This window comes from Streptomyces sp. NPDC036815, from assembly GCF_055609205.1.
In genome coordinates this window covers 92,648-119,311 of sequence record NZ_JBVJPW010000021.1, presented here as the reverse complement: position 1 = coordinate 119,311, position 26,664 = coordinate 92,648, and the positions used below count along the sequence as shown (strand labels likewise).

21 protein-coding genes are annotated in these 26,664 nt (G+C 71.2%); 7 read left to right on the top strand and 14 right to left on the bottom strand.

Translation table 11 applies throughout. The features are described from left to right. Window positions 1–10 precede the first annotated feature (10 nt). Window positions 11–1,732 carry an urease subunit alpha gene (locus tag ACZ69I_RS31640; RefSeq protein ID WP_470836003.1) on the bottom strand — a complete coding sequence of 574 codons (1,722 nt, stop codon included), beginning with the start codon at window positions 1,730–1,732 and terminating at the stop codon, window positions 11–13. Then, window positions 1,729–2,433 carry an urease subunit gamma gene (ureA, locus tag ACZ69I_RS31635; protein WP_470836001.1) on the bottom strand — a complete coding sequence of 235 codons (705 nt, stop codon included), beginning with the start codon at window positions 2,431–2,433 and terminating at the stop codon, window positions 1,729–1,731. The genes ACZ69I_RS31640 and ureA overlap by 4 nt, the downstream gene beginning before the upstream one ends. 180 nt (window positions 2,434–2,613) lie before the next feature. Here ureA and ACZ69I_RS31630 point away from each other — a divergent pair, with 180 nt between their 5' ends. Continuing rightward, the gene (locus ACZ69I_RS31630) at window positions 2,614–4,047 is read left to right on the top strand and encodes a cytosine permease (protein ID WP_470836000.1); all 1,434 of its coding nucleotides are present in this window, start codon (window positions 2,614–2,616) and stop codon (window positions 4,045–4,047) included. Window positions 4,048–4,162: 115 nt separating this feature from the next. On the opposite strand, the gene ACZ69I_RS31625 is transcribed toward ACZ69I_RS31630, so the two are convergent. Then, the gene (locus tag ACZ69I_RS31625; protein ID WP_467671659.1) at window positions 4,163–5,254 is read right to left on the bottom strand and encodes a branched-chain amino acid aminotransferase; all 1,092 of its coding nucleotides are present in this window, start codon (window positions 5,252–5,254) and stop codon (window positions 4,163–4,165) included. A gap of 259 nt (window positions 5,255–5,513) precedes the next feature. Further along, entirely contained in the window at window positions 5,514–6,554 is a 1,041-nt protein-coding gene (locus ACZ69I_RS31620) for a 3-isopropylmalate dehydrogenase (protein WP_470835999.1), read from the bottom strand. 129 nt (window positions 6,555–6,683) lie between these two features. On the opposite strand from ACZ69I_RS31620, the gene ACZ69I_RS31615 reads away from it, so the two are divergent. After that, window positions 6,684–8,276: a purple acid phosphatase family protein gene (locus ACZ69I_RS31615; RefSeq protein WP_470835998.1), complete on the top strand. Its 1,593-nt coding sequence runs from the start codon at window positions 6,684–6,686 to the stop codon at window positions 8,274–8,276. A 16-nt stretch (window positions 8,277–8,292) separates the two neighbouring features. Here the strand turns inward: ACZ69I_RS31615 and ACZ69I_RS31610 are convergent, their stop codons facing one another. Together ACZ69I_RS31610 and ACZ69I_RS31605 are read right to left on the bottom strand one after the other, a co-directional pair. After that, window positions 8,293–8,421, bottom strand: coding sequence for a hypothetical protein (locus tag ACZ69I_RS31610; protein WP_361181394.1), 129 nt, complete (start codon window positions 8,419–8,421; stop codon window positions 8,293–8,295). Window positions 8,422–8,725: 304 nt separating this feature from the next. Beyond that, window positions 8,726–9,295, bottom strand: a complete 570-nt coding sequence (locus tag ACZ69I_RS31605; protein ID WP_470835997.1) for a GNAT family N-acetyltransferase — start codon at window positions 9,293–9,295, stop codon at window positions 8,726–8,728. A gap of 118 nt (window positions 9,296–9,413) precedes the next feature. On the opposite strand from ACZ69I_RS31605, the gene ACZ69I_RS31600 reads away from it, so the two are divergent. Continuing rightward, window positions 9,414–10,121, top strand: a complete 708-nt coding sequence (locus tag ACZ69I_RS31600; RefSeq protein ID WP_467671651.1) for a nitroreductase family protein — start codon at window positions 9,414–9,416, stop codon at window positions 10,119–10,121. Between the two features lie 78 nt (window positions 10,122–10,199). Then, window positions 10,200–11,117, top strand: coding sequence for a class A beta-lactamase (gene bla, locus ACZ69I_RS31595; RefSeq protein ID WP_470835996.1), 918 nt, complete (start codon window positions 10,200–10,202; stop codon window positions 11,115–11,117). Between the two features lie 88 nt (window positions 11,118–11,205). Here the strand turns inward: bla and pruA are convergent, their stop codons facing one another. Together pruA and ACZ69I_RS31585 are read right to left on the bottom strand one after the other, a co-directional pair. Then, window positions 11,206–12,846 carry an L-glutamate gamma-semialdehyde dehydrogenase gene (gene pruA / locus ACZ69I_RS31590; protein WP_470835994.1) on the bottom strand — a complete coding sequence of 547 codons (1,641 nt, stop codon included), beginning with the start codon at window positions 12,844–12,846 and terminating at the stop codon, window positions 11,206–11,208. Window positions 12,847–12,898: 52 nt separating this feature from the next. After that, a complete protein-coding gene (locus ACZ69I_RS31585) occupies window positions 12,899–13,825 on the bottom strand; it encodes a proline dehydrogenase family protein (protein ID WP_467671645.1) in 927 nt (308 codons plus the stop codon). A 163-nt stretch (window positions 13,826–13,988) separates the two neighbouring features. Between ACZ69I_RS31585 and ACZ69I_RS31580 the strand changes: the two genes are divergently transcribed. Beyond that, on the top strand, window positions 13,989–15,194 hold the full coding sequence (locus tag ACZ69I_RS31580) for a PucR family transcriptional regulator (RefSeq protein WP_470835992.1): 1,206 nt from the start codon (window positions 13,989–13,991) through the stop codon (window positions 15,192–15,194). Window positions 15,195–15,291: 97 nt separating this feature from the next. Then, window positions 15,292–15,642 carry a hypothetical protein gene (locus tag ACZ69I_RS31575; RefSeq protein ID WP_470835990.1) on the top strand — a complete coding sequence of 117 codons (351 nt, stop codon included), beginning with the start codon at window positions 15,292–15,294 and terminating at the stop codon, window positions 15,640–15,642. A gap of 42 nt (window positions 15,643–15,684) precedes the next feature. Here ACZ69I_RS31575 and ACZ69I_RS31570 read toward each other — a convergent pair whose 3' ends face one another. After that, a complete protein-coding gene (locus ACZ69I_RS31570; protein ID WP_467671639.1) occupies window positions 15,685–16,269 on the bottom strand; it encodes a TetR/AcrR family transcriptional regulator in 585 nt (194 codons plus the stop codon). 85 nt (window positions 16,270–16,354) lie between these two features. Here ACZ69I_RS31570 and ACZ69I_RS31565 point away from each other — a divergent pair, with 85 nt between their 5' ends. After that, window positions 16,355–17,884, top strand: a complete 1,530-nt coding sequence (locus tag ACZ69I_RS31565) for an MFS transporter (protein ID WP_470835989.1) — start codon at window positions 16,355–16,357, stop codon at window positions 17,882–17,884. Window positions 17,885–17,990: 106 nt separating this feature from the next. Here ACZ69I_RS31565 and serA read toward each other — a convergent pair whose 3' ends face one another. The 5 genes from serA to ACZ69I_RS31540 form a co-directional block, all read right to left on the bottom strand. Next, on the bottom strand, window positions 17,991–19,595 hold the full coding sequence (serA, locus tag ACZ69I_RS31560; RefSeq protein WP_467671635.1) for a phosphoglycerate dehydrogenase: 1,605 nt from the start codon (window positions 19,593–19,595) through the stop codon (window positions 17,991–17,993). A 222-nt stretch (window positions 19,596–19,817) separates the two neighbouring features. Then, the gene (ilvC, locus tag ACZ69I_RS31555; RefSeq protein WP_467671633.1) at window positions 19,818–20,816 is read right to left on the bottom strand and encodes a ketol-acid reductoisomerase; all 999 of its coding nucleotides are present in this window, start codon (window positions 20,814–20,816) and stop codon (window positions 19,818–19,820) included. Window positions 20,817–20,931: 115 nt separating this feature from the next. Continuing rightward, complete coding sequence (ilvN, locus tag ACZ69I_RS31550; RefSeq protein ID WP_055568881.1) at window positions 20,932–21,459, bottom strand: acetolactate synthase small subunit; 528 nt, start codon at window positions 21,457–21,459, stop codon at window positions 20,932–20,934. 29 nt (window positions 21,460–21,488) lie between these two features. Next, window positions 21,489–23,336 carry an acetolactate synthase large subunit gene (locus tag ACZ69I_RS31545; RefSeq protein ID WP_470835987.1) on the bottom strand — a complete coding sequence of 616 codons (1,848 nt, stop codon included), beginning with the start codon at window positions 23,334–23,336 and terminating at the stop codon, window positions 21,489–21,491. Window positions 23,337–23,570: 234 nt separating this feature from the next. Further along, window positions 23,571–26,567, bottom strand: coding sequence for a putative bifunctional diguanylate cyclase/phosphodiesterase (locus ACZ69I_RS31540; RefSeq protein WP_470835986.1), 2,997 nt, complete (start codon window positions 26,565–26,567; stop codon window positions 23,571–23,573). Window positions 26,568–26,664: the final 97 nt, after the last annotated feature.

Sequence of the window (26,664 nt, the reverse complement as noted above, 5' to 3'; positions counted from 1 at the left end):
GCGTACACCTTCAGAGGAAGTAGAGGCGGTTGAGGGAGACGGAGTCGGCGGGCTCGGAGCGGACCGGGTCGCCGTCGAGGGTGACGAGGCCGGTGCGCTGGTTCACGTCGACGGCGCCGGTGCGGGAGTTCAGGCGCAGGTCGGCGGGGCCGATGCCGCGCGTGCCCCGGACGGCGACGCGGCGCCTGCGGGTGGGCATCCTGTCGTTGCCCTGGTCGACGGCGGCCTGGGCGACGAAGGCCACCGAGAGGTCGGCGGGCGTCGCCCCGTACGCGCCGAACTGCGGCCCGAGCACGAGGGGTTCGCAGGTGTCGGTCGCGGCGTTCGGGTCGCCCACGACGCCGTAGGCGGGGAAGCCGGACTTGAGCACCAGCTGCGGCTTGGCGCCGAAGTACTCGGGGCGCCACAGCACGATGTCGGCGAGCTTGCCGACCTCGATGGAGCCGACCTCGTGGGCGAGGCCGTGCGCGAGGGCGGGGTTGATGGTCAGCTTGGCCAGGTAGCGCAGGACGCGCGCGTTGTCGTCGCGCTCGCCGTCGCCCTCCATGGGACCGAGCTCGGCCTTCATCTTCCCGGCCATCGCGAAGGTGCGGCGCACGGTCTCGCCCGCGCGGCCCATGCCCTGCGCGTCGGACGAGGTGATGCCGATGGCGCCGAGGTCGTGCAGCACGTCCTCCGCGCCCATCGTCCCTGCGCGGATGCGGTCGCGGGCCATCGCCGCGTCGCCCGGCAGGTCGGTCTTGAGGTCGTGGACGGAGACGATCATCCCGTAGTGCTCGGCGACCGCGTCCCGCCCGAAGGGCAGCGTCGGGTTGGTCGAGGAGCCGATGACGTTCGGCACGCCCGCCATCTTCAGGACGTTCGGTACGTGGCCGCCGCCGCAGCCCTCGATGTGGAAGGCGTGGATGGTGCGCCCTTCGAGGACCTTCAGGGTGTCCTCGACGGACAGGCACTCGTTCAACCCGTCGCTGTGCAGGGCGACTTGGACGTCGTGCTCCTCGGCGACGCGCAGCGCGGTGTCCAGGGCGCGGGTGTGCGCGCCCATGTCCTCGTGCACTTTGAACCCGGACGCGCCGCCCTCGGCGAGCGCCTCGATCAGCGGCGCGTCGTGGGAGGACGAACCCCGGCCGAGGAAGCCGATGTTGACCGGCCAGGCGTCGAAGGCGTTGAAGGCGTGGCGCAGCGCCCAGGGCGAGTTGACGCCGACGCCCCAGACGGGCCCGAACTCCTGGCCGATGACCGTGGTCACGCCGGCGGCGAGGGAGGCCTCCATGATGCGCGGGGAGAGCAGGTGGACGTGGGTGTCCACGGATCCGGCGGTGGCGATCAGCCCCTCCCCCGACACGATGGACGTGCCGGTGCCGACCACGACGTCGACGCCGTCGAGCGTGTCGGGATTGCCCGCACGCCCGATGGCGTGGATGCGCCCTTCCCTGATCCCGATGGACACCTTCCTGATCCCCTGCACCGCGTCGATGACGACGACGTTGCTGATGACGACGTCGCAGGTGTCGCGGACGGCGGCGGCCTTCAGGTGCAGTCCGTCGCGGGCCGTCTTGCCGAATCCGGCGAGGAATTCGTCGCCGTGCCGCTGGGAGTCGGACTCGATCCGGATCGTCAGACCGGAGTCGCCGAGCCGGACGTGGTCGCCGGCCCGGGGGCCGTGCGTCGAGGCGTACTCGTACGGGGTGAGGCGGCGCGCTGCGGCCGGGTGTCCTCCGGGGCGGCTCATCGCTCGTCCTCCTGCTCTGTGGTGTCCGGTACGCCGAGGTAGCCGCAGGCCGCGGCCCGGCGCAGGGCCTCCTCGCGGGCGCCCGGCGCGTCCAGCGGCCCGTCGACCAGGCCCGCGAAGCCGATGGCTATCCGCTCGCCGCCGATGGGAAGCAGCCCGACCTCGGCGCTCTCGCCGGGCCCGAAGCGGACCGAGGAGCCCGCGGGGACGGCGAGGCGCAGCCCGTACGCGGCGGCGCGGTCGAAGTCGAGCCGGGGGTTGGCCTCGAAGAAGTGGAAGTGCGAGGTGACGGAGACCGGCACCGTCGCGGTGTTGCGGACGGTCAGCGTCACGGTCGGGGCGGGGTCCTCGTGCAGGGGTCCGGGCAGGAGCGCGCCGGGCGCCTCGTCGCCGAGCCCCGGTCCGATCGGTCCGGAGACCACGGCGAGCCGTGACCCGTCGTCGAAGACGGCCTCCACATGCACCTCGGTCACCACGTCCGCGACGCCGGGCAGCACGTCGTCCGGGCCGAGGACCGAGCGGGCCCGCTCGACGGCCTCGGCGAGCCGGGCGCCGTCGCGGGCGGCCTCGCAGACCGTGTCGGCGATCAGCGCGGTCGCCTCGGGGACGTTGAGTCTGAGGCCGCGCGCCTTGCGGGACCTGGCGAGCTCGGCGGCCCCGAAGAGCAGCAGCCGGTCGCGTTCGGTGGGCGTGAGTCGCACGCGCGGTATCTCCCTGTTCCACGTCGAGAGCAACACTCATTCCGAGCGTTTAGAGCACCACTCTAACTACGGAATCCGCATGCGGGAAGCATTGACGGAACAGGGTTCAACACGTCACATTGAGCGCTGCTCAAATATCGGGGCAACCATCGGGACCAAGCGAGCGTCAGGGGCACCCTCATGCCGATAGAACAGCGCGGAGTCGACACCATCCCGGACGGGGAACGCACCAGCGGCCCCCGCGATCTCGTGTCGATCCTCATCGGCTCCAACCTCTGCCTGGGGGTGATCGTCTTCGGCTGGCTGCCGGTGTCGTTCGGCCTCGGCTGGTGGGAGTCGGTCAGCGCGGTGGTGACGGGCACGGTGGTCGGCACGGCGCTGACCGCGCCGCTCGCCCTGGTCTCGCTGCGCACCGGGACGAACCTCTCGACCTCATCCGGCGCCCAGTTCGGGGTGCGCGGGCGCCTGGTCGGCTCGGTCGTGGGCCTGCTGCTCTCGCTCGGCTACACCGCGCTGACCATCTGGATCGGCGGCGACGTCATGGTCGGCACCCTGCACCGGCTGCTCGGCCTGCCCGCCGGCGGCCTCTCGTACTCCGTGGTCTACGCCCTGCTCGCGACGGCCACCGTCGCGGGCGCCGTCTACGGCTACCGCGTCCTGCTCCGCCTCTCGCGCATCCTCGCGGTCGGCATGACGGCGCTGCTGATCCTCGGCGTCGTCGCGTACGCCCCCGGCTTCACGACCACCGCGCTGCCCGGCGCGGGCGGCTACGCGCTCGGCTCGTTCTGGCCCACGTGGCTGCTCGCGCTCGTCGCGGCGGGCCTCTCCGGGCCGATCGCGTTCATCACCCTGCTCGGCGACTACACCCGCTACGTCTCCCCGGCCCGGCACAGCTCCCGCGCGGTCCTCGGCGCGGCCTGGCTGGGGCTGATCGCGGGGCTCCTGATCCCTCAGCTCTTCGGTACGTTCACGGCGTACGCGGCGCGCGCGGCCCTCGACTACGCGGGCGGGCTCGTCGGCGCGTCACCCGGCTGGTACCTGGTCCCGCTGCTGCTCGCCGCCTCCGCGGGCTCGGTCGGCAACGCGGGCCTGATGCTCTACTCCATGGGCCTCGACCTCGACGCGATCCTGCCCCGCGCGTCCCGCGCCCGCGCCACGTACACGGTCGCGGGCGTCGCCACGGGCTGCGTCTTCGTCGGCCACTACGCCTGGGAGGCGCAGGACGCGATGACGTCCTTCGTCCTGCTCCTGACCGCCATCGGCACGCCGTGGGCGGTCATCACGCTGATCGGGTTCGCGCGCTGCCGCGGGGAGTACGACGCGGAGGCCCTGCAGGTGTTCAACCGCCGCTCCCGGGGCGGGGTCTACTGGTACCGGGCGGGCTGGAACGTCCGGGCGACGGGGGCCTGGGCGGCGGGCGCGGCGGTGGGCCTGCTCGCGGTGTCCCTCCCCTCCTACGAGGGGCCGCTGCTTTCCCTGACGGGCGGGGTCGACTGCAGCTTTCTCCTGTCCGGAGCGGTGGGCGGCCTGACCTACGCGGCCCTGACCCACCGCGCCCCCGCTTTCGCCTTGCGCCCCGGTGGGGGCTGGTCGCGCAGTTCCCCGCGCCCCTAACCACCCCCTGCGGGCGCCCGCAGGGCGCTTTCAGGGGCGCGGGGAACTGCGCGACCAGCCACCGCGGACCCGCGGACGAACACCCCAGGGGCGCGGGGAACTGCGCAAGGACCGCTCAGCCCAGGTCGTGCATCCAGCCGTGCTGGTCCTTCACCGTCCCCCGCTGCACATCCAGCAACGCGTCCCGCAGCTTCATCGTGACCTCCCCCGGCTCCCCACCGCTCTGCCGCCACTCGCCCCCCGCGGACTTGACCGTCCCCACCGGCGTGATGACCGCGGCGGTGCCGCAGGCGAAGACCTCGGTGAGGGCCCCGCTCTCCGTGTCCGTCTTCCACTGGTCGATGGAGACCCGCGCCTCCTCCGACTCGTAGCCCAGGTCACGGGCGACGGAGAGGAGCGAGTCACGGGTGACGCCCGCGAGCAGCGAGCCCGTCAGGGTGGGCGTGACGATCTTGTTCCCGTACACGAAGTACAGGTTCATGCCGCCCAGCTCCTCGACCCACTTGTGCTCGACCGCGTCGAGGTAGGCCACCTGGTCGCAGCCCTTCGCCGCCGCCTCCGCCTGCGCGAGCAGCGACGCGGCGTAGTTGCCGCCGGTCTTCGCGTCGCCCATGCCGCCGGGCACGGCGCGCACGCGGTCCTCGGAGAGCCAGATCGAGACGGGCTTGACGCCACCGGGGAAGTAGGCGCCCGCGGGCGAGGCGATGACGACGAAGAGGTATTCGTTGGCGGGCTTCACGCCCAGGCCGACCTCCGTGGCGATCATGAAGGGACGCAGGTAGAGGGACTCCTCGCCACCGTGCGCCGGAACCCACGCCTTGTCCTGCCCGACCAGCACGTCGCACGCCTCGATGAACGTCTCGACGGGCAGCTCCGGCATGGCGAGGCGGCGCGCGGAGGCCTGGAAGCGGCGGGCGTTGGCGTCGGGGCGGAAGGTGGCCACCGTGCCGTCGGGCTGCCGGTAGGCCTTGAGGCCCTCGAAGATCTCCTGCGCGTAGTGCAGGACGTTCGTCGCGGGGTCGAGGGCCAGCGGACCGTACGGCACGAGCTGGCCGTCGTGCCAGCCGCGGCCCTCCGTCCACTTGATGGTCACCATGTGGTCGGTGAAGTGGCGACCGAACCCGGGGTTGGCCAGGATCGCCTCGCGCTCGGCAGTGGCCAGCGGCGTCGAGGAGGGCTTGAGCTCGATGGTCGGCGTCGTCGTCATGAGTGCTTCGTCCTTCACGTGTGATGGTGACGGACCGCGCTCACATCCGTACGCCCAGTACTAGGACGTCCGAGTTTCCCTGCTGCTGCCACGGCCCCACGTTCGATTATCGCTCGTGGGGGTCCCGAGGGAGAAACGGCATGGTTGCGGCCCGGGGGTCGATGGTGACACCCGGGGGCGGGATACGAGAAGCCGCCGGGTGCCCGAGGGGACCCGGCGGCTTCTGTCAGATCTTCGTGCTGATCTTCGCGCTGCCGGGTCAGCCCGCTACGCGCAGTGCGAGCGCGTCACCGATCTGCTCGGTCGTGCGCACGGTGTCCCCGCGCTCCGCGAGGTCGGCGGAGACGGCCTCCTCGATGCGGGCGGCCTGCGCCTCGTACCCGAGGTGGCGCAGCAGGAGGGCGACGGAGAGGACCGTGGCCGAGGGGTCGGCCTTGCCCTGGCCCGCGATGTCCGGCGCCGAGCCGTGCACGGGCTCGAACATGGACGGGAACTCGCGGCTCGGGTTGATGTTGCCCGAAGCCGCGACGCCGATGCCGCCGGAGACGGCCGCGGCGAGGTCGGTGATGATGTCGCCGAAGAGGTTGTCGGTGACGATCACGTCGAAGCGGCCGGGGTCGGTGACGAGGTAGATCGTCGCGGCGTCGACGTGGATGTAGTCGGTGGTGACCTCGGGGTACTCCGCGGCGACCTTGTTGAACACGTTCGTCCAAAGGTGGCCCGCGTAGGTGAGGACGTTGTTCTTGTGGACCAGCGTCAGCTTCTTGCGGGGGCGGGCCTGGGCGCGCGCGAAGGCGTCGCGGACCACGCGCTCCACACCGAAGGCGGTGTTGACGGAGACCTCGGTGGCGACCTCGTGCGGGGTGCCCGTACGGATGGTGCCGCCGTTGCCCGTGTACGGGCCCTCGGTGCCCTCGCGCACCACCACGAAGTCGATCTCGGGCTGGCCCGCGAGCGGGGTCGCGACGCCCGGGAGCAGCTTCGAGGGCCGCAGGTTGACGTGGTGGTCGAAGAGGAAGCGGAGCTTCAGCAGGAAGCCGCGCTCCAGGACGCCGGACGGGACCGAGGGGTCGCCGATCGCGCCGAGGAGGATCGCGTCGTGCTGCTTGAGGGCGGCCGCGTCGGCGTCGGTGAGGGTCTCACCGGTGGCGTGGTACCGCTTGGCGCCGAAGTCGAATTCCTTCGTCTCCAGCTTCACGTCCTGCGGAAGCACGGCGTTGAGGACCTTGAGCCCCTGGGCCACGACCTCTTGGCCGATGCCGTCTCCGGGGATGACTGCGAGATTGATGCTGCGAGACATGTCCGCACCCTACTCTCCGTCCCACGGGATGACACCGGATGTCCGGCATGCGGACAGTCGTTTCGTCGACGGCCGCTGTTCACCCGGGGGTCCGGCCCCGGTTGGCCCACGCTGGGTACTTCTCCCGGCATGGACACCCCGAACGTCGGCATCCCGGCGCCGCTCGCGGCGGAGCTGAGCATGCCGGAACAACACGCCTATCTGCGCGCGAAGTTCTCCCGCCGCAAGGTGCTCGCCGGTTCCTTCGCGGCGGCCGGGGCGGCGGGCGGCATGACGCTGCTCGGCGGCGGTGCGGGCCCGTCCGGCGGCGCGGGCGCTCCGGTGGCGCACCCCCGGAGCGCGCCGCCCGCGCCGGTCCGCGTCGACGGCAGGCTGGTGGCCCCCTTCGGCCGGCATCTCGCCTTCGGCGCCGACCCGATGACGCAGATGCGGATCTCCTGGCAGGTGCCCCTCGCGGTCAACTCCCCCTATGTGCGCGTCGGCCGCGAGCCCTGGGACCTGGGCCGGAAGATCGAGGCGGAGGTGCGCGACCTGCACACCCCCTCGCTCTCGAAGAGGCTGCCCGCGGTCGAGCAGTACTACGTGCACGCGGCGCTCGACGGCCTCGCGCCCGGCACGACGTACTACTACGGCGTCGGCCACGACGGCTTCGACCCCGCTTCGCCCGAGCGGACGGGGACGGTCTGCTCGTTCACGACCGCGCCCGCGCGGGCGGAGAAGTTCGTCTTCACGGCCTTCGGCGACCAGGGCGTCAGCCCGCACGCGCTCGCCAACGACCACGTGATCCTGGGCCAGAACCCCTCGTTCCATCTGCACGCGGGCGACCTCTGCTACGCGGACACCACCGGGCACGGCAAGGAGTCGGACACCTACGACGCACGCGTGTGGGACACCTTCCTCGCGCAGACCGAGTCCGTCGCGAAGTCGGTGCCGTGGATGGTGACCACCGGGAACCACGACATGGAGGCGTGGTACTCGCCCAACGGCTACGGCGGCCAGTACGCGCGCTGGTCGCTGCCCGACAACGGCTTCGACCCGACGGGCGTGCCCGGCGCCTACTCGTTCCGGTACGGGAACGTCGGGGTCGTCGCGCTCGACGCCAACGACGTCTCGTACGAGATCACCGCCAACAAGGGCTGCACGGACGGCCGGCAGACCGCCTGGCTCGACCGGCGCCTGCGCGCGCTGCGCGCGGACGGCTCCGTCGACTTCGTGGTGGTCTTCTTCCACCACTGCGCGTACTCGACGTCGACGCACGCCTCCGACGGCGGGGTGCGCGACGCGTGGCTCGACCTGTTCACCCGGCACCAGGTGGACCTGGTCGTCAACGGCCACAACCACGTCTACGAACGCACGGACGCGATCAAGGGCGGCGAGGTCGGCAAGCCCGTGCCGGTCGGCGCGTCGACCGATCCGACGCGCGACGGCATCGTGTACGTCACCGCGGGCGGCGCGGGCAAGGACCTGTACGGCTTCGGCCCCGGGGTGAAGGACAGCCACGAGGGCAACGTCCACGACCACGAGAGCATCGCGACCTTCCGCTGGACGAGGTCGCGCACCCGTGCCCCGGAGACCGTGGAGTGGTCGCGGGTGCGCTACACCGGCTTCTCGTTCCTGGCGGTCGAGGTGACGGCAGGGGCGCATCCGAGGCTCTCGGTCTCCGCACTCGCCGAGAGCGGCGAGCGCATCGACCACTTCGAGGTGGCGCGCGGGTCCCGGTGACCGGCGCGCTCCGGGCTCAGTGTCCCGTCTCGCCGCCGTTGTCCCTGCGGTCCAGGGCTCGCTGGAGGGCTGCGGCGGCGTTCTTGCGCTCGGAGTCGCTCGTACGGGAGGTGTGACGGACTCGGCGGGCGGTCGTCTCGGCCATGGGAGATCCACTCCTTGAGGGAAGGGCGATTTCGAGAACTCCCCCACTGCCTGATGCGTGGGGGGACCCCCAACGGGGCGGGGAGCGGTGGAGCGGCAGGGTTCGCCTGCGTGGGGCTCCGGCTCGCAACCGCCAGTCGCTTGATCAAGCGAGACGTTCGGCTCCTACCAAGCTAAGGGAGGACGGAGCGTCTGTCTCCACAATTACTCGGACTTCCTACTATCTGAGACGGCGGTCGTGCGCGCACCGCCCTGAGCTGGGCATTCCGCCGCAGCGAACACCCGGCCTCAGCGGCCGCCCGGCCTCAGTAGACGTCCCCGTCGCGCCAGTCGATGAGGAAGGCGTGCGCCGGGTCGAGGTCCCCGCCCCGGAGCAGCGGAGGCTCCTCGTCCGGCAGGTGGACGGCGCCCTCGGGGCCGAGCGTGCCGACCGCGCCCTGCCACTCCCGCCACCCGCGTCCGAGGTAGAGCCGCGCGCCGTCGTCGGACGCCGAGAGCGCCCCCAGGTCGTACGCCCCGTCGATGACCCGCTCCAGGGCGCCCATCACCTGTCCGCCGAGGCCCTGCCGCTGCCGGTCGGGGCGGACGGCGACCGCTTCGACGTAACCGACGCGCAGGGAACGGCCGTGGTGCAGGACGCGCCGCTGCACCACGGAGCCGTGCGCGAGCAGCCTGCCGTCCTCGTCGTGGACGAGGGCGTGGACGCCGCCCAGCCCGTGCTCCCAGTCCTGGTCGCTGAAGTCTCCGTCGAAGGCCTCGTCCAGGAGGGCGCGCGCGGCCCGCAGTTCGGCCGCCGTCAGCTCGCTGGTGTGGGCGGTGCGCAGGGTGTTCACGGTCACGTCCCCACCGTACTCAGGCCGTATCCCGGCACGCACCCCGATAAGCCGTCCGGCGGGCGGGCCGCGCGCGCCGACCGTGCCGTTCCGGCCGACGAGGGTCCGGAATTGGTCTGCACCATGGCGTCGGGGCCGCCTCACGCCGCAGAATCCGACCATGTCTGAAACCGAGCAGCAGCGAGAGTGGACCCCCGTCCACGGCGAGCCCTACCGCTCCGTTCCCTACCACCCCGCCCGTATGCCCGAGGCCGAATCCCTCGCGCAGGCGGCCGAGTTGAGGGACCGGATGCGTGAGCGGCGGACCGTGCGCCAATTCGCTCCGGACCCCGTGCCCACGCAGGTCGTGCGCGACGCCATCGCCTGCGCGGCGACCGCGCCGTCCGGCGCGCACCAGCAGCCCTGGACGTTCGTCCTCGTCCAGGACCCGGAGATACGCCGCCGCATCCGCGAGGCCGCGGAGCACGAGGAGCAGATCTCCTACGACGGCCGGCTCGGCGAGGAGTGGCTCGCGGCGCTGCGCCCCCTCGGCACGGACGAGGTGAAGCCGCACCTGACCGACGCGCCCGCGCTGATCGTCGTCTTCCAGCAGCGGTACTGGCTGGGCGAGGACGGCGCCAAGCACAAGCACTACTACGTCGACGAGTCGGTCGGCATCGCGGTGGGCATGCTGCTCTCCGCGCTGCACCTGTCCGGACTCGCCGCGCTGATCCACACGCCGAGCCCGATGCGCTTCCTGCAACAGGTGCTCGGCCGCCCGGAGAACGAGAAGGCGTTCGCGGTGATCCCGGTGGGGTATCCCGCGCCGGACTGCCGGGTCCCCGATCTCGTACGGAAATCGCTCGGCCAGGTGCTCGTGGAGGTGTGAGCGGCGCCGCGCGGCGGGGCGGCGCCCGGGTGATCGAAGCGGCCGCACGCGGCGGATCTCCCCGCTAGCGTGAGGATCATGAACGCGATTCCCTCCCGCAGAACGCTCCTCGGCGCCGCAGCCGCCGCCCCCGTCCTCCTCGCGGCCTCCGGCGCCGCGGGCGCGTCGGCCGCGACGGGCGGCGCGCCCGCGGCGGCCACCGACGACGCCCGGCGCCGGCTGCGCGACCTGGAGAAGAACTACCCGGGCCGCATCGGCGTCCACGCGCTCCACACCGGCACCGGCGCCACCGTCGGCTACCGCGCCGACGAACGCTTCGCCATCGCCTCGACGTTCAAGGTCCTGGCCGCCGGCGCGATCCTGCGCAGAGCGCGCGAACAGGAGCCCGGCCTGCTCGACATACTGATCCGGTACGGGCGCGACGACCTCGTCGACTACTCGCCGCGGACCGGGATGCACCTCGAAACCGGCATGACCGTACGGGAGTTGTGCGACGCCGCGGTGACGTACAGCGACAACTCCGCCGCCAATCTGCTGATGCGGCGGATCGGCGGCCCGTCCGGCATCACCGAGTTCGCCCGCTCCCTGGGCGACCCCCGCACCCGCCTCGACCGGTGGGAGACCGACCTCAACAGCAACATCCCCGGTGACCGGCGGGACACGACGACGCCCGCCGCCATGACGGCGAATCTGCGCGAGCTCGTCGTCGGCGACGCCCTCCACCCGCTCGACCGCGGCCAGCTGACCCGCTGGCTGGTGGAGAACACCACCGGCGACAAGCGGATCCGGGCCGGGCTCCCGGAGGGCTGGCGGGCCGGCGACAAGACCGGTTCCCCGGCCTACGGCGGCGTCAACGACGTGGCCGTGGCCTGGCCGCCCAAGGGCGGTGCGCCCCTGGTGATCTCCGTCTACTCGACCCGCCTCGACCCGGACACGCCCGGCGAGGACTGGATCGCCGCGGACATGACCCGGATCGTCGTGGACGCACTGGTCTGACCCCGGGAACGACGCCGCCTCCGACCGGGGTGGGGCCCAGGCCGGAGGCGGGGTTCAGGGGCGGGCCGCAGGGGGCCCGGCAGGGGCGTCAGCCCATGTGCGGGTAGCCGTACTCGGTCGGCGGGACCAGCGTCTCCTTGATGGCGCGGGTCAGCGTCCAGCGCTGCAGGTTCTGCGGGGCGCCCGCCTTGTCGTTGGTGCCGGAGCCGCGGCCGCCGCCGAAGGGCTGCTGGCCGACGACGGCGCCGGTCGACTTGTCGTTGATGTAGAAGTTGCCCGCGGCGTAGCGGAGCTTCTCCATCGTGTACGCGGCGGCGGCGCGGTCGTTCGCGATGACCGAGCCGGTGAGCGCGTAGTCGGAGGCCGACTCCATCTGTGTCAGCATCTCGTCGTACGCGTCGGCCTTGCTGTCGTCGTACACGTGCACGGCGAGGAACGGGCCGAAGTACTCGGTCTTGAAGACCTCGTTCTCCGGGTCCGAGCACTCGACGACGGTCGGACGCACGAAGTAGCCGACCGAGTCGTCGTACGTGCCGCCCGCGACGATCGTGCAGGAGGCGTCGGACTTCGCGCGGTCGATGGCCGCCTTGTTCTTGGCGAACGCGCGCTCGTCGATGACGGCGCCGATGAAGTTCGACAGGTCGGTGACGTCACCCATCTTGATGCCGTCGACCTCGGCCGCGAACTCCTCCTTGAACCCGTCGTTCCAGATGGACGCCGGGATGTAGGCGCGCGAGGTGGCGGAGCACTTCTGGCCCTGGAACTCGAAGGAGCCGCGGGTCAGCGCGGTCTTCAGGATCGCGCGGTCGGCGCTCGGGTGCGCGACGACGAAGTCCTTGCCGCCCGTCTCGCCGACGAGGCGGGGGTAGGTGCGGTACTTCTTGATGTTCTCGCCGACCGTCTTCCACAGGTGCTGGAAGGTCGGGGTGGAGCCGGTGAAGTGGATGCCGGCCAGGTCGCGGTGGTTCAGGGCGACCTCGGAGACGGCGATGCCGTCACCGGTGACGAGGTTGATGACGCCCTTGGGCAGGCCCGCCTCCTCCAGGAGCTGCATGAGCAGCACGGCGGCGTGCGTCTGCGTCGGGGACGGCTTCCACACGACCACGTTGCCCATCAGGGCCGGGGCGGTGGGGAGGTTGCCCGCGATGGCGGTGAAGTTGAACGGCGTGATCGCGTAGACGAAGCCCTCGAGCGGGCGGTGGTCCAGGCGGTTCCAGACGCCGGTGGAGTTCGCCGGGGGCTGCTCGGCGAGCAGGTCACGGGCGTACTTCACATTGAAGCGCCAGAAGTCGACGAGCTCGCAGGGGGTGTCGATCTCGGCCTGCTGGGCGGTCTTGGACTGGCCGAGCATCGTGGAGGCGGCCAGCGTCTCGCGCCACGTCGTGGAGAGCAGCTCGGCGGCGCGCAGGATGATCGCGGCGCGGTCGTCGAAGGACATCGCGCGCCAGGCCGGGGCGGCGGCGAGCGCGGCGTCGATCGCGTCCTGGGCGTCCTGCTGCGTGGCGCCGCGGCCGGTGCCGATGACGGACTTGTGGTTGTGCGGCTGCACGACCTGGAAGGGCTCGCCGCCACCGAGGCGCTTGACGCCACCGATGGTCATCGGCAGCTCGATGGGGTTCTCGGCCAGCTCCTTGAGCTTGGTCTCGAGGCGGGCACGCTCCGGGGAACCGGGGGCGTAGCCGTGCACCGGCTCGTTGACCGGGGCGGGGACCTGGGTCACAGCGTCCATGAGTTCCGTATCTCCTTAAGAGGGTCGAGGGGGTGGGAGCTCAGCCCTTGGTTCAGTCCTTGGTGAGGATGGAGCGGGCGAAGAAGAGCAGGTTGGCGGGCTTCTCGGCGAGACGGCGCATGAAGTAGCCGTACCAGTCGGTGCCGTAGGCGGTGTACACGCGCATGCGGTGTCCCTCGGCGGCGAGCCGCAGGTGCTCGTCGCTGCGGATGCCGTACAGCATCTGGAATTCGTACTCGTCCAGTTTGCGCCCGGCGCGGCGCGCGAGCTCCTGGGCGATGGCGATGAGGCGCGGGTCGTGGGACCCGATCATCGGGTAGCCCTCGCCCTCCATCAGGATGCGCAGGATGCGGACGTACGCCTTGTCGATCTCGGCCTTGTCCTGGTACGCGACCTCGGCGGGCTCCTTGTAGGCACCCTTGACGATGCGGACGCGGCTGCCGTTCCCGGCGAGCCGCCGGGCGTCGGCCTCGGTGCGGAAGAGGTAGGCCTGGATGACGCAGCCGGTCTGCGGGAAGTCCTTGCGCAGCTCGTCGTGGATGGCGAACATCGAGTCGAGGGTGGTGTGGTCCTCGGCGTCCAGGGTGACCGTGGTGCCGATGGCCGCGGCGGCCTCGACGACGGGGCGGACGTTGGCGAGCGCGAGCTCGTGGCCGCCCTCGAGGGCCTGGCCGAACATGGACAGCTTCACCGACATCTCGGCCTTGGTGCCGAGGCCGAGGTCCTTCAGGCGCCCGATGAGCTCCAGGTAGGCGTCGCGGGCGGCGTGGGACTGCTCGACGGTGGTGATGTCCTCGCCCACCACGTCGAGGGTGACCTCCAGGCCCTTGTCGGCGGCGTCGACGATGACCGGGACGACCTGGTCGACGCCTTCGCCGGCGATGAACCGGGCCACGACCTGCTTGGTGCCGGGGGCCGCCGATACGAAACGGCGCATCTTGTCGCTGCGCGACGCGGCGAGGATCACGGGACCCAGCACGGGGCACCTCCACGGGTGTACGAAATCGAGGGGCCGTAACAGCACAGCCCTCCCCGGAGGGAACGCGGCGGTACGGCACGGAGAACCACCGTGAAATTTAAGGATCCCCCCGAACACGTGCCATCGACAGCTGTCACGCATCCGTGCCCTGGATCTCAGACAGATGTCTGAAGAACGCGGCGGGGTGCGTGAGAATGGGGTGGTGAAGGGTGACTACCAAGAACTGGTCGACGAGATCTCGGCGCTGCTCGGCGCCCCGGCGACCCTGGAGAACCGGGATTTCGAGCTGATCGCCTTCGGCGCGCACGACGGCGGCGGTGACGGCGACAGCGGCTTCGACGCGACCGTCCTCGACCCGGTCAGAACCCGCTCGATCCTGACCCGCCGGTCCACGGCCGAGGTCCGCTCCTGGTTCGAGGGCTTCGGCATCACCCGCGCCACGACCCCCGTCCGCATCCCGCCCACCCCGGAGGCGGGGGTGTACCGGGGCCGCATCTGCCTTCCCGTACGCCACCGGGGCTTCGCCCTCGGATACGTATGGCTGCTCGACGACGAGCCGGGCCCCGGCGATCACCAGCTGGCCGCCGCCATGGAGGTGGCCACCCGGATCGGCGCGCTGCTCGCCGACGAGGCGCAGGCGGGCGCCGACCTGACCCGCGAGTTCCGGGCGGTCCTCACGGCCGAGCGCGGCTGGCAGCGCGACATGGCGGTGGCCGCCCTGCGCACGGCGCTGGGCACCCGCGGCGAGGGACTGCACGTGGTGGTGTGCGTGGCCCCGTGGCGCTCGGCGGACCCGGACGACGCCCCGGCCGCCCGTACGGTGCCGGGCGCGGCGGCGGTGTGCACGGTGCCGTGGGGCACGACCGCGCAGTCCCTCGCGGCCCTGGTGCGGCTGCGCTCGGCCGACGCGCTGTCGCCCGCGCACACGGCGGCGACGCGCCTCCTCGACTCCGCGCCGGGTGCCGCGGCCGGCATCGCGGGGGCCCGGCACGGTCTGGAGGACCTGGGCGCCGCCTGGTGGGAGGCGTCGGCGGCGGCGCGCGCGGCGCTGGCCGAGCGGCGCTTCGGGCCGGTGGCGCAGTGGTCGGACGTGGGGCCCTACCGCCTGCTGACCGCGCTGCCGCCGGAGGCGGCGCACGACCCCGTGGCGCGGCAGCTCCTCGGCCCCACCCACCGTGAACTCGCCCGCACCGCCGAGGTGTTCCTCGACTGCGCGGGCCAAGCGGGCCGCGCGGCGGCGGAGTTGGGCATCCACCGCCAGACGCTCTACTACCGGCTCTCGCGGGTCGAGCAGCTCACCGGCCTGGACCTGGACGAGGGCGAGGACCGCCTGTTGCTGCACATGGTCCTGAAGTCGTCACGACTGTAAGGACCGCGCAACGGTCGGTCACCCGCATGATCGTGGGGCGATACGGTTCTCGGCGTCCGAACATCCGTCCCCCCACGCCTGGGAGAACGAACACCGTATGAAGTTCAAACTGCTGGCCCCCGCGGTCGCTTTCTCCGCCGTCGCGCTCGTCGGCGGCACCGTCGCCACGGGCGGCACCGCCGTCGCCGCGTCGAAGCCCGACTGCTCGCGCGTCATCGTCAACGTCCCCGCCAAGGAGGCGGTCAAGGTACGCACCCAGAAGAAGGTGCGGGCCACTGCCGTCAGCCAGTGGAACAAGAGCAAGAAGGGCTCTCTCTGCAACGACGGCAAGTTCTACACGGGCCAGAAGTACAAGCTGTGCGGTAAGACCAGCACCAAGTGGCTGTACGGCAGCGAGTTCGGCAAGAAGCGGGGCTGGGTCCCCGCCGCCTGCATCAAGTGGTCGTAACCACTCCCCCGCACTGAGGCCGCCCCGCACCCCGGGACGGCCTCAGCCGGTCGCGGCCGCCCGCTCCATCACGCGCCGCAGCCCCTCGGTGAGCTGCTCCGCGGTCGTCGCCGAGTCCGGGTCGAAGAGCCACTGCACCATCAGGCCGTTGAGCAGCGTCGTGTAGAGCCGGCCCTCGCCCTCCACGACATCCTCCGGCAGCTCGCTCTCCTCGATGCCGGTGAACAGTGCCGCGAGCCCGCTGCGGCCCTCCCTCTGCGCCCCGATCAGCAACTCCCGGATGCCCGCGAGGCGTTCGCCCTGCGTGACGACCTCCAGGGTCAGCATCCAGATGGGCCGCGTCTCGGGGACCGAGCGGATGATGTTGTCCCACACCTTCTGGAAGCGCTCCAGGCTGCCGGGCTCGGCGCTCCCCTCCCCCTCCGCGCCCTCGAAGCCGTCGCCCATCGGCTCGACGAGCGCGATGAACGCCTCCACCAGCAAGGCGTCCTTCGACCCGTAGTGGTAGCCGATGGAGCCGAGGTTGGTGCCCGACTCCTTCACGATGTCGCGGGCCGTCGTACGCATGAACCCCTTGTCCAGCAGGCAGCGCTTCGCACCTTCGAGCAGATCTTCACGGTGTCCCATGCGGGGCACGATACGCCGAGTGTCAGACGGATGTCTTATACGCTCGCACTAGACAACCGTATAAGACGCCCGTACAGTCCTCGGCATGCCGACGAACACGCAGCCGAACCCACGCGCCACCCGCAAGGAATGGACCGCCCTCGCCGTCCTGATGCTCCCGCTGCTCCTGGTCTCGATGGACGTCTCCGTCCTCTACTTCGCGGTCCCGCAGATCAACGCCGACCTGCGGCCCAGCGGCACCCAGCAGCTCTGGATCTTCGACATCTACGCCTTCGTGCTCGCCGGGCTGCTGATGACGATGGGCTCCGTCGGCGACCGCGTCGGCCGCCGCAAGCTCCTGATGTCCGGCGCGGCCGCCTTCGGCGCGGCATCCCTCACCGCCGCGTACGCGAACAGCGCCGAACTGCTCATCGCCGCCCGCGCGGTCCTCGGCATCGGCGGCGCGACCCTGATGCCCTCGACCATGGCGCTCGTCCGCACGATGTTCCGCGACGCCGGACAGCGCGCGAAGGCGATCGGCATCTGGACCGGCGTGATGGTCGCGGGCATCGCGCTCGGCTCGGTGATGAGCGGCGTCCTCGTCGAACACTTCTGGTGGGGCTCGGTCTTCCTGGTCAACCTGCCCGCGATGGTGCTGCTCCTGGTCCTCGCGCCGGTCATCGTCCCGGAGTCCAAGGACCCCGAGCCCGGCCGCTTCGACCTCCTGAGCGTCCCGCTCTCCCTGGCCGCCGTACTGCCCGTCGTCTACGGCCTCAAGGAGATCGCCGCCGAGGGCCTCGACCCCACGTACGTGGCCTCGCTCGCCGTCGGCCTCGGCTTCGCCGCCCTCTTCGTCCACCGCCAGCGCACCACGGCGTCCCCGCTGATCTCCCCCGCGCTGTTCCGCGGCCGCGGCTTCGCCCCCGCGGTCCTGCTGAACCTGATCGCGTCCCTGGCGATGATGGGCTCGGCCTACTTCACCACGCAGTACCTGCAGTCCGTCCTCGGCAAGAGCGCCCTGGAGGCCGCGCTGTGGGCCCTGCTGCCCTCGGTCCCCATCGGCGCCGCGGCCCCGGTCGCCACGGCGCTGGTGCAGCGCGGCATGGACCGCGCCTACGTCGTCTCCGCCGGTTTCGCCGTCTCGGCGTCCGGCTTCGGCCTGCTGACCCTGACCGGCACGGACTCGATGTGGACGGTCCTCGCCGCCGCCGGGCTCCTCGCCTGCGGCGCCGTGATCATCGGCTCACAACTCACCGACCTGGCCCTCGGCTCGGTCCCCGCCGAGAAGGCGGGCTCGGCGTCCTCGCTCCTGGAGACGGGACAGGAGTTCGGCGGCGCGCTCGGCATGGCCCTGCTCGGCTCCATCGGCAACGCGGTCTACCGGGACGAAATCCCGGACACGGCCCCGTCCGAGGCCCACGAGACGCTGGGCGGCGCGGTGGCGGTGGCCCGCGAACTGCCGGACAAGGCGGCTTCCGCCCTGGTGGCCACCGCCCGGGAGGCGTTCACGAGCGGGATGCATGTGGCGGCGCTCAGCGGGGCGGCGGTCCTGCTGATCGCGGCGGCCCTGGCGGCAACGACACTGCGCCGGATCAAGCCGGCGGAGGCTGCCGAGCCGGAGAAGGCCCTGGCCTGAGACCACACGACAAAAGCGCCGGACGGGCTGGAGAATTCCAGCCCGTCCGGCGCTTGAGGACGAACTCGGCGAAGCCGGTGATGGCGGCGCCCGAGGCTCTGGAGCCCTAGTCCGTGAGGTTCACCGCACGCGCGGACTCCGCCCCGATCTCCTCGGCCAACTCGTTGAGCACCGACTGCGGCACGGTGTCATCCACCGTGAGGACAGCAAGGGCCTCCCCGCCCACGTCAGCGCGAGCGACCTGCATGCCGCCGATGTTGATGCCCGACTCACCGAGGACACGGCCGACGGTGCCGACGACACCGGGGCGGTCCGCGTAACGGAGGACGACCATGTGCTCGGCGAGCGCCAGGTCCACGTCGTACTCACCGACGGCGACGATCTTCGGCAGGTGCTTGGGCCCGGCCAGCGTGCCGGAGACCGAGATCTCCTCACCGCCGGTGAGCGTGCCGCGCACCGTGACCACGTTGCGGTGGTCCGGGGACTCCGAGCTCGTGGTGAGGCGGACCTCGACGCCGCGCTCCTGGGCGAAGAGCGGCGCGTTCACGTAACTCACGGTCTCGTCGACGACGTCCTCGAACACGCCCTTCAGCGCGGAGAGTTCGAGCACCTTCACGTCGTGCTGGGTGATCTCGCCGTACACCTCGACGTCGAGACGGGCCGCGACCTCGCCCGCGAGGGCGGTGAAGATCCGGCCGAGCTTCTCGGCGAGCGGCAGACCGGGGCGTACGTCCTCGGCGATGACGCCGCCCTGGACGTTCACGGCGTCCGGAACGAGCTCGCCCGCGAGCGCGAGGCGCACCGACTTGGCGACGGCGATACCGGCCTTCTCCTGCGCCTCGTCCGTGGAGGCACCGAGGTGCGGGGTGCAGACGACCTGGTCGAACTGGAACAGCGGGGAGTCCGTGCAGGGCTCCTTCGCGTACACGTCCAGGCCCGCGCCCGCGACGCGGCCCTCCTTGAGCGCCGAGTACAGCGCCTCCTCGTCGACGATCCCGCCGCGCGCCGCGTTCACGATGCGGACGGCGGGCTTGACCTTGTGCAGGGCCTCGTCGCCGATCAGGCCGACCGTCTCGGGGGTCTTCGGCAGGTGCACGGTGATGAAGTCCGAGACCTCGAGCAGCTCGTCGAGGGTGAGGACCTTGACGCCCATCTGCGCGGCGCGCGCGGGCTGCACGTACGGGTCGTACGCGACGACCTTCATGCCGAAGGCGCTCATGCGCTGGGCGACGAGCGCGCCGATGCGGCCGAGGCCGACGACGCCGAGGGTCTTCTCGGCGAGCTCGACTCCGGTGTACTTGGAGCGCTTCCACTCACCGGCCTTCAGGGCCTGGCTGCCCTGGGGGATGTTGCGGGCGGTCGCGATGAGCAGACCGCAGGCGAGCTCGGCGGCGGTGACGATGTTCGAGGTGGGGGCGTTCACCACCATCACGCCGGCCTTGGTGGCGGCGGACACGTCCACGTTGTCCAGACCGACGCCCGCGCGGGCGACGACCTTCAGCTTCTTGGCGGCGGCGATGGCCTCGGCGTCGACCTTGGTCGCGGAGCGGACCAGGATCGCGTCGACGTCGGCGATCGCGGGCAGCAGCTCGGCGCGGTCCGCGCCGTTGCACTGGCGGATCTCGAAGTCCGGGCCCAAGGCGTCGACAGTGGCGGGCGACAGCTCTTCAGCGATGAGTACGACGGGTTTGCCGTTGGCAGCAGTGCTCACGTGAGTCCTCACAGGTCCAATGCGGACGGCCGTCCCGACGGCCGCAGGCGGTGGAGGGTGCTAGCCGCGTGGAAGACGCACGACGCTGTGGGCCCGACGCGAATGTTGAAAGCAGTGTAGTGGCGTGCTGGGGTCACTTTCCCCGGCTGAGGAGAAGGATCACCCGCACGGGGAGGGGTCCGGGGCGGAGCCCCGAGGCGTCAGCCCCGGACCCGAGCACCCCTACTCCTCGTCGTTGACCCAGGACATCAGCTTGCGCAGCTCCTTGCCCGTGGTCTCCAGGAGGTGGTTCTCGTCCTGGGTCTTGTACTCGTTGTACTTCTTCAGACCGCCGTGGTACTCGTCCATCCACTGCTTGGCGAAGGTGCCGTCCTGGATCTCGGCGAGGACCTTCTTCATCTCGGCCTTGGTGGCGTCCGTGATGATCCGCGGGCCGGTGATGTAGTCGCCCCACTCCGCGGTCTCGGAGACGGACCAGCGCATCTTCTCCAGGCCGCCCTCGTACATGAGGTCCACGATCAGCTTCAGCTCGTGGAGGCACTCGAAGTACGCGATCTCCGGCTGGTAGCCCGCCTCGGTCAGCGTCTCGAAGCCCGCCTTGACCAGCGCGGCGGTGCCGCCGCAGAGCACGGCCTGCTCGCCGAACAGGTCGGTCTCGGTCTCCTCGGTGAAGGTCGTCTTGATGACGCCCGCACGCGTGCCGCCGATGCCCTTGGCGTACGAGAGCGCCAGCTCGAAGCCGTTGCCGGTGGCGTCCTGCTCGACGGCCGCGATACACGGAACGCCGCGGCCCTCCTCGTACTGGCGGCGGACCAGGTGGCCCGGACCCTTCGGGGCGACCATGCAGACGTCGACGCCCTCGGGGGCCTTGATGAAGCCGAAGCGGATGTTCAGGCCGTGGCCGAAGAACAGCGCGTCGCCGTCCTTGAGGTTGTCCTTGATGGACTCCTCGTAGACCTGGGCCTGGATCGGGTCCGGGACCAGGATCATGATGACGTCGGCCTCGGCCGCGGCCTCGGCCGGGGTGACGACCCGCAGGCCCTGCTCCTCGGCCTTGGCCTTGGACTTGGAGCCCTCGTGCAGACCGACGCGGACGTCGACACCCGAGTCGCGCAGCGACAGCGCGTGGGCGTGGCCCTGGCTGCCGTAGCCGATGACCGCGACCTTGCGGCCCTGGATGATGGACAGGTCGGCGTCGTCGTCGTAGAACAGCTCGGCCACTGGGAATCTCCTATGTGTGCTGGTGTTGCGTCCCACCGTACGGCGGGTTCGGTGAGGGAAGTTCGCGGGTCTCGCCATGCGGGCGGACCCGGGGGCGGGTTCCGGCCGGTCGGCCTCAGGCCGAGCGGTCGAGCGCCCGCAGACTGCGGTCCGTGATGGAGCGGGAGCCCCGGCCGATCGCGATGGTGCCGGACTGGACGAGCTCCTTGATGCCGAAGGGCTCCAGCATCTTGAGCATGGCCTCCAGCTTGTCGCTGCTGCCGGTGGCCTCGATGGTGACGGCCTCCGGGGAGACGTCCACGGTCTTGGCGCGGAACAGCTGGACGATCTCGACGATCTGGGAGCGGGTCTCGTTGTCGGCGCGGACCTTCGCCAGGACGAGTTCACGGGCCACGGCGGCGCCCGGCTCCAGTTCGACGATCTTCAGGACGTTGACGAGCTTGTTGAGCTGCTTCGTGACCTGTTCGAGCGGCAGGTCCTCGACGTTCACGACGATGGTGATGCGGGAGATGTCGGGGTGCTCGGTGACGCCCACGGCGAGCGAGTCGATGTTGAAGCCGCGGCGCGAGAACAGGGCGGCGATCCGGGCGAGGATGCCGGGGGTGTTCTCGACCAGGACGGAGAGCGTGTGCTTGGTGGACATGACTCTGGGTCTCTCTTTCGCTCTCGGTCTCAGTCGTCTTCGTTGTCGCCGAAGTCGGGGCGGACGCCCCGGGCGGCCATGACCTCGTCGTTCGAGGTGCCGGCTGCGACCATCGGCCAGACCTGGGCGTCCTCGTGGACGATGAAGTCGACGACGACGGGCCGGTCGTTGATGGCGTTGGCCTCGGCGATGACCTTGTCGAGGTCCTCGGGGCGCTCGCAGCGCAGGGCCACACAGCCCATGGCCTCCGACAGCTTCACGAAGTCCGGGACGCGGGTGCCCTTGTTGGGGCCGATGTCCTCGGGACCGCTGTGCAGGACGGTGTTGGAGTAACGCTGGTTGTAGAACAGCGTCTGCCACTGGCGGACCATCCCGAGGGCGCCGTTGTTGATGATGGCGACCTTGATCGGGATGTTGTTCAGGGCGCAGGTGGTGAGCTCCTGATTGGTCATCTGGAAGCAGCCGTCGCCGTCGATCGCCCAGACCGTGCGGTCGGGCTGTCCCGCCTTGGCGCCCATCGCGGCCGGGACCGCGTAGCCCATCGTCCCGGCGCCGCCGGAGTTGAGCCAGGTGGCCGGGGTCTCGTACTGGATGAAGTGCGCGGCCCACATCTGGTGCTGGCCGACGCCCGCCGCGAAGATCGTCCCCTCCGGGGCGAGTTGGCCGACGCGCTCGATGACGTGCTGCGGCGAGAGGGAGCCGTCCTCGGGCTGGGTGTAGCCGAGCGGGTAGGTGTCGCGCCAGCGGTTGAGGTCGGCCCACCAGGCGGTGTAGTCGCCGGTGTGGCCCTCGGTGTGCTCGGCCTGGACCGCCTGGACGAGGTCGGCGATGACCTCACGGGCGTCACCGACGATCGGCACGTCGGCGGCGCGGTTCTTGCCGATCTCGGCCGGGTCGATGTCGGCGTGCACGATCTTCGCGTACGGGGCGAAGCTGTCCAGCTTGCCGGTGACGCGGTCGTCGAAGCGGGCTCCGAGGGCGACGATCAGGTCGGCCTTCTGCAGCGCGGTGACGGCGGTGACCGCTCCGTGCATGCCCGGCATTCCCACGTGCAGCTCGTGACTATCGGGGAATGCGCCGAGCGCCATCAGTGTGGTGGTGACGGGCGCTCCGGTGAGTTCTGCGAGGACCTTCAGCTCGGCGGTGGCGTGGGCCTTGAGGACACCGCCGCCGACGTACAGGACCGGCCGCTTGGCGGCGGTGATCAGCTTGGCCGCCTCACGGATCTGCTTGGCGTGCGGCTTGGTCACCGGGCGGTAGCCGGGCAGGTCCTGCTGCGGCGGCCAGGAGAAGGTCGTCTGCGCCTGCAGCGCGTCCTTCGCGATGTCCACGAGGACGGGGCCCGGACGGCCGGTGGAGGCGATGTGGAAGGCCTCGGCGATGGTCCGCGGGATGTCCTCGGACTTGGTGACCAGGAAGTTGTGCTTCGTGATCGGCATCGTGATGCCGACGATGTCCGCCTCCTGGAAGGCGTCCGTGCCGATCGCCTTGGAGGCGACCTGGCCGGTGATCGCGACCATGGGGACGGAGTCCATGTGGGCGTCGGCGATCGGGGTGACCAGGTTGGTGGCGCCGGGGCCGCTCGTCGCCATGCAGACGCCGACCTTGCCGGTGGCCTGCGCGTACCCGGTGGCCGCGTGCCCCGCGCCCTGCTCGTGGCGGACCAGCACGTGCCGCACCCGGGTGGAGTCCATCATCGGGTCGTACGCCGGAAGGATGGCACCGCCGGGAATGCCGAACACGGTGTCGGCCCCGACCTCCTCGAGAGAACGAATCAGGGACTGCGCACCCGTCACGTGCTCGACAGGGGTGGACTGGTGTCCTGAGGTACGGGGCCGCGGCTGCGGATGGTGGGCCCCGGTGGCCTGCTCGGTCATCGGCGATCTCTTCTCGAAGCTGAGGGTTTTTGCGGGGGTTTTGCGGGGGTTTGGCAGGTGCCAGTGCAACAAAAAACCCCTCGTGCCGTGAGGCAAGCGAGGGGAGCGCGCCGGGTGCGGTCGCAAGGATGACGGTGTTCGGACCAGTCAGTCCCAGCTTCAGCCGACGCGCTTTCCAAGTACGAGAATTCGGGTGCGCATGGCATTGACCCTCCCCCCGGCACGCAGTACCTGTCAAGTAGGTGGGACGGGGGTCTCATTATGTGAGCGGGCATAGGCCGTGGGGCCGCCCGTGTACGCCCCCGGGGTGCCGCTGAACACCGCCGCGGGCCCGACCCCGTACCTACCGGATGCACTGCTCGCGTACGCCCCCGAGGGCCCGCCCGCGAACACCGGCTCGGCGGCGCCGAGCGGCACCGGATACTCCCCGACGGAGAGCGCCCGGCGCAGCCGGTACTCGTCCAGGGCCCCGGCGAACGCCGTCCCCTGCCCGTGCGTGCAGCCCATGGCGCGGAGCGCGACCGCCTGTTCGGGCAGGTCGACGCCGTCCGCCACGGAGAGCAGACCCAGGTCGCCCGCGATCCGCAGCAGCCCGGAGGTGATCTTGTACAGGCGGGCGGACTCCACGACACCCTCGATCAGACCGCGGTCCAGCTTCAGGATGTCCACGGGGAGCCGGCGCAGCGCCGTGATGGCCGCGTAGCCGCTGCCGAAGCCGTCGAGGGCGATGCGCACGCCCAGCCTGCGCAGGGACGCGAGGCGGCGCTCCAGCTCGTCGAGCGAGACCCGGGGGTCGCTTCCGGCGAGCTCGATGATGAGCGCGCCGGAGGGCAGCCCGTGCCGGGTCAGGAGCGACTCGATGGAGGCCAGCGGCATGGAGCGGTCGAGGAGGCGGCGGGCGCTCATCCGCACGGAGACGGGCACCGCGTGGCCGTTCCTGCCGCGCTCGGCGGCCTGCTCGACGGCCGCCTCGAACATCCAGCGGCCGAGCTCGGCCGCGCGGCCGCCGTCCTGGCGCTCTCCCCGCTCGGACACCCGCAGGAACTCGGCGGGCGTGAACAGGACGCCCTGCGCCGAGCGCCAGCGGGCCTGGGCCGAGACCGCCGTGATCCGGCCGTCGTCCAGTGCGACGACGGGCTGGTGGAGCAGCGCGAACTCGCCGTCGTGCAGGGCGGCGCGCAGCCGGGTGGCGAGCTCCGCCTTGCGGACGACGTCGGCCTGCATCTGGGGCGCGTACAGCTCGACGCGTCCCTTGCCCGCGGCCTTGGCGCGGTACATCGCGAGGTCGGCGTTGCGCAGCAGCTCCCCCGCGCCGATGCCCGGCTCGGCGAAGGCCACACCGATGGACGCCGCCACGCGCACGTCGTTGCCGTCGATGGCGTAGGGCTGGGACAGGGCAATTCTCAGCCGGTCGGCGAGCTCGTAGATGTGCCGTTCTCTCGCGGCCTGGTCCCTGGTTCCGTCGCCGACGATGAGAGCCGCGAACTCATCGCCGCCGAGCCGGGAGGCGGTGTCGCCCGAACGCACCGCCTCCTGAAGTCTGCGCGCCGCCTGGATGAGGAGCTCGTCACCGGCCTGGTGTCCGATGGTGTCGTTGACGGCCTTGAAGCCGTCGAGGTCGATGAAGAGCACGGCCGTGCCGCGGTCGGTCACTCTGCGGCCGGTCAGGGCCTGGCCCACGCGCCGGGTGAACAGGGCGCGGTTGGGCAGGTCGGTGAGCGGGTCGTGTTCGGCGTTGTGCTGCAACTGCGCCTGGAGCCGTACCCGTTCGGTGACGTCCCTGCTGTTGAAGATGAGGCCGCCCTGGTGGCGGTTGACGGTGGACTCCACGTTCAGCCACTCGCCGTCACCGGACTTGAAGCGGCACTCTATGCGGGTGGTGGGCTCCTCGACGGGGTTGGCGGCGAGGAACCTGCGGATCTCGTGGACGACTCTGCCGAGGTCCTCGGGGTGCATGAGCGTGGCGAGTTCGCAGCCGACGAGCTCGTCGGCGTCACGGCCGTAGACCCCGGCGGCGGCCGGGCTCACGTACCGCAGGATGCCGTTCGGCGCGGCGATCATGATGACGTCGCTGGACCCCTGGACCAGCGATCTGAAGTGGTTCTCCTTCTGGGCCAGTTCCTGGGTCAGCGTGATGTTGTCCATGAGCATGATGCCCTGGCGCACCACGAGGGCGAGCACCACGGTGCCGCCCGTGAAGAGCACGACGCGATCGACGCGCTGGCCGCTCAGGACGGTGTAGAGGATCCCCAACGTGCAGACGGCCGCGGCGAGATACGGCGTGAGGGCGGCCAGCGATCCGGCGATCGGACGGGTCCCGGCGGTCCGCGGCTCCTCGGGCCCGCTGTCGTACGCCACGCGCGTGTGGCCCGGGCCGTTCGCCTCGCGCGCGTGCCAGGGCGCGGCCCACGGGGCGTACGCGAGGAGCAGCGAGCCCGCGAACCATCCGGCGTCGAGCATCTGGCCCGAGCGGTAGGTGGCGTGCAGCAGCGGCGAGGTGAACAGGGCGTCGCACATCACGGTCAGGGCGAGCGCGCCGATCGCGGTGTTCACGGGTGTGCGATGGGCGGACGAGCGTCTGAAGTGCAGCGCGAGGACCATGCTGACCAGCGCGATGTCGAGCAGTGGATACGCGAGGGAGAGCGCGTCCTGCGTGACGCCCTCTCCCTCGAACTTCGCGGCGCTCGCGAGCGCCAGGCTCCAGGAGAGCGTCAGGAGCGAGCCCCCGATGAGCCAGGCGTCGAGGCCGAGGCAGACCCAACCCGCCCGCGTCACCGGGCGCTTGGCCAGCACGAGGAGTCCGATGATGGCGGGCGGGGCGAAGCACAGGAAGAACACGTCGGCGAGGCCGAGCGGGGGCACCCGTTCGTCGAGCACCACCTCGTACCAGCCCCACACCGCGTTGCCCAGGGCTGCCATCGCGGAGGAGAGCGCGAACAACAGCCATGCGGGTCGAAAGCGGCTGCGCCGGGTGCGGGCGTACCGGAAGCAGGAGACCGCGGCTGCCGCGGCGGCGACGCTGAGGCCGAAGTCGCCCATGATCAGGGCGAGTCGGTCCGAACCCCAGCCGAGCGCGGAGCCTGCGGCATACGCGCCGCAGACCAGCAGGAGGACCAGCTGGGAGGCGAGGCCGCGACCGCTCTGCGGCGGCCGGCGGACCGACCGCGCTCTGGACGGCAGCGCCGCCAGACCTCCGTCGAGGACAGCGGCGGTGGTCACGCGGGCACTCACCGCGCCGCCTCGGTCCGTGCCGCTCCCGTGTCCGCCCGGCCCGGACGCCGGCCGGGCCGGCAGGGGCGCTGGTGCGTGCGGCGACGGCCGCTCGTGC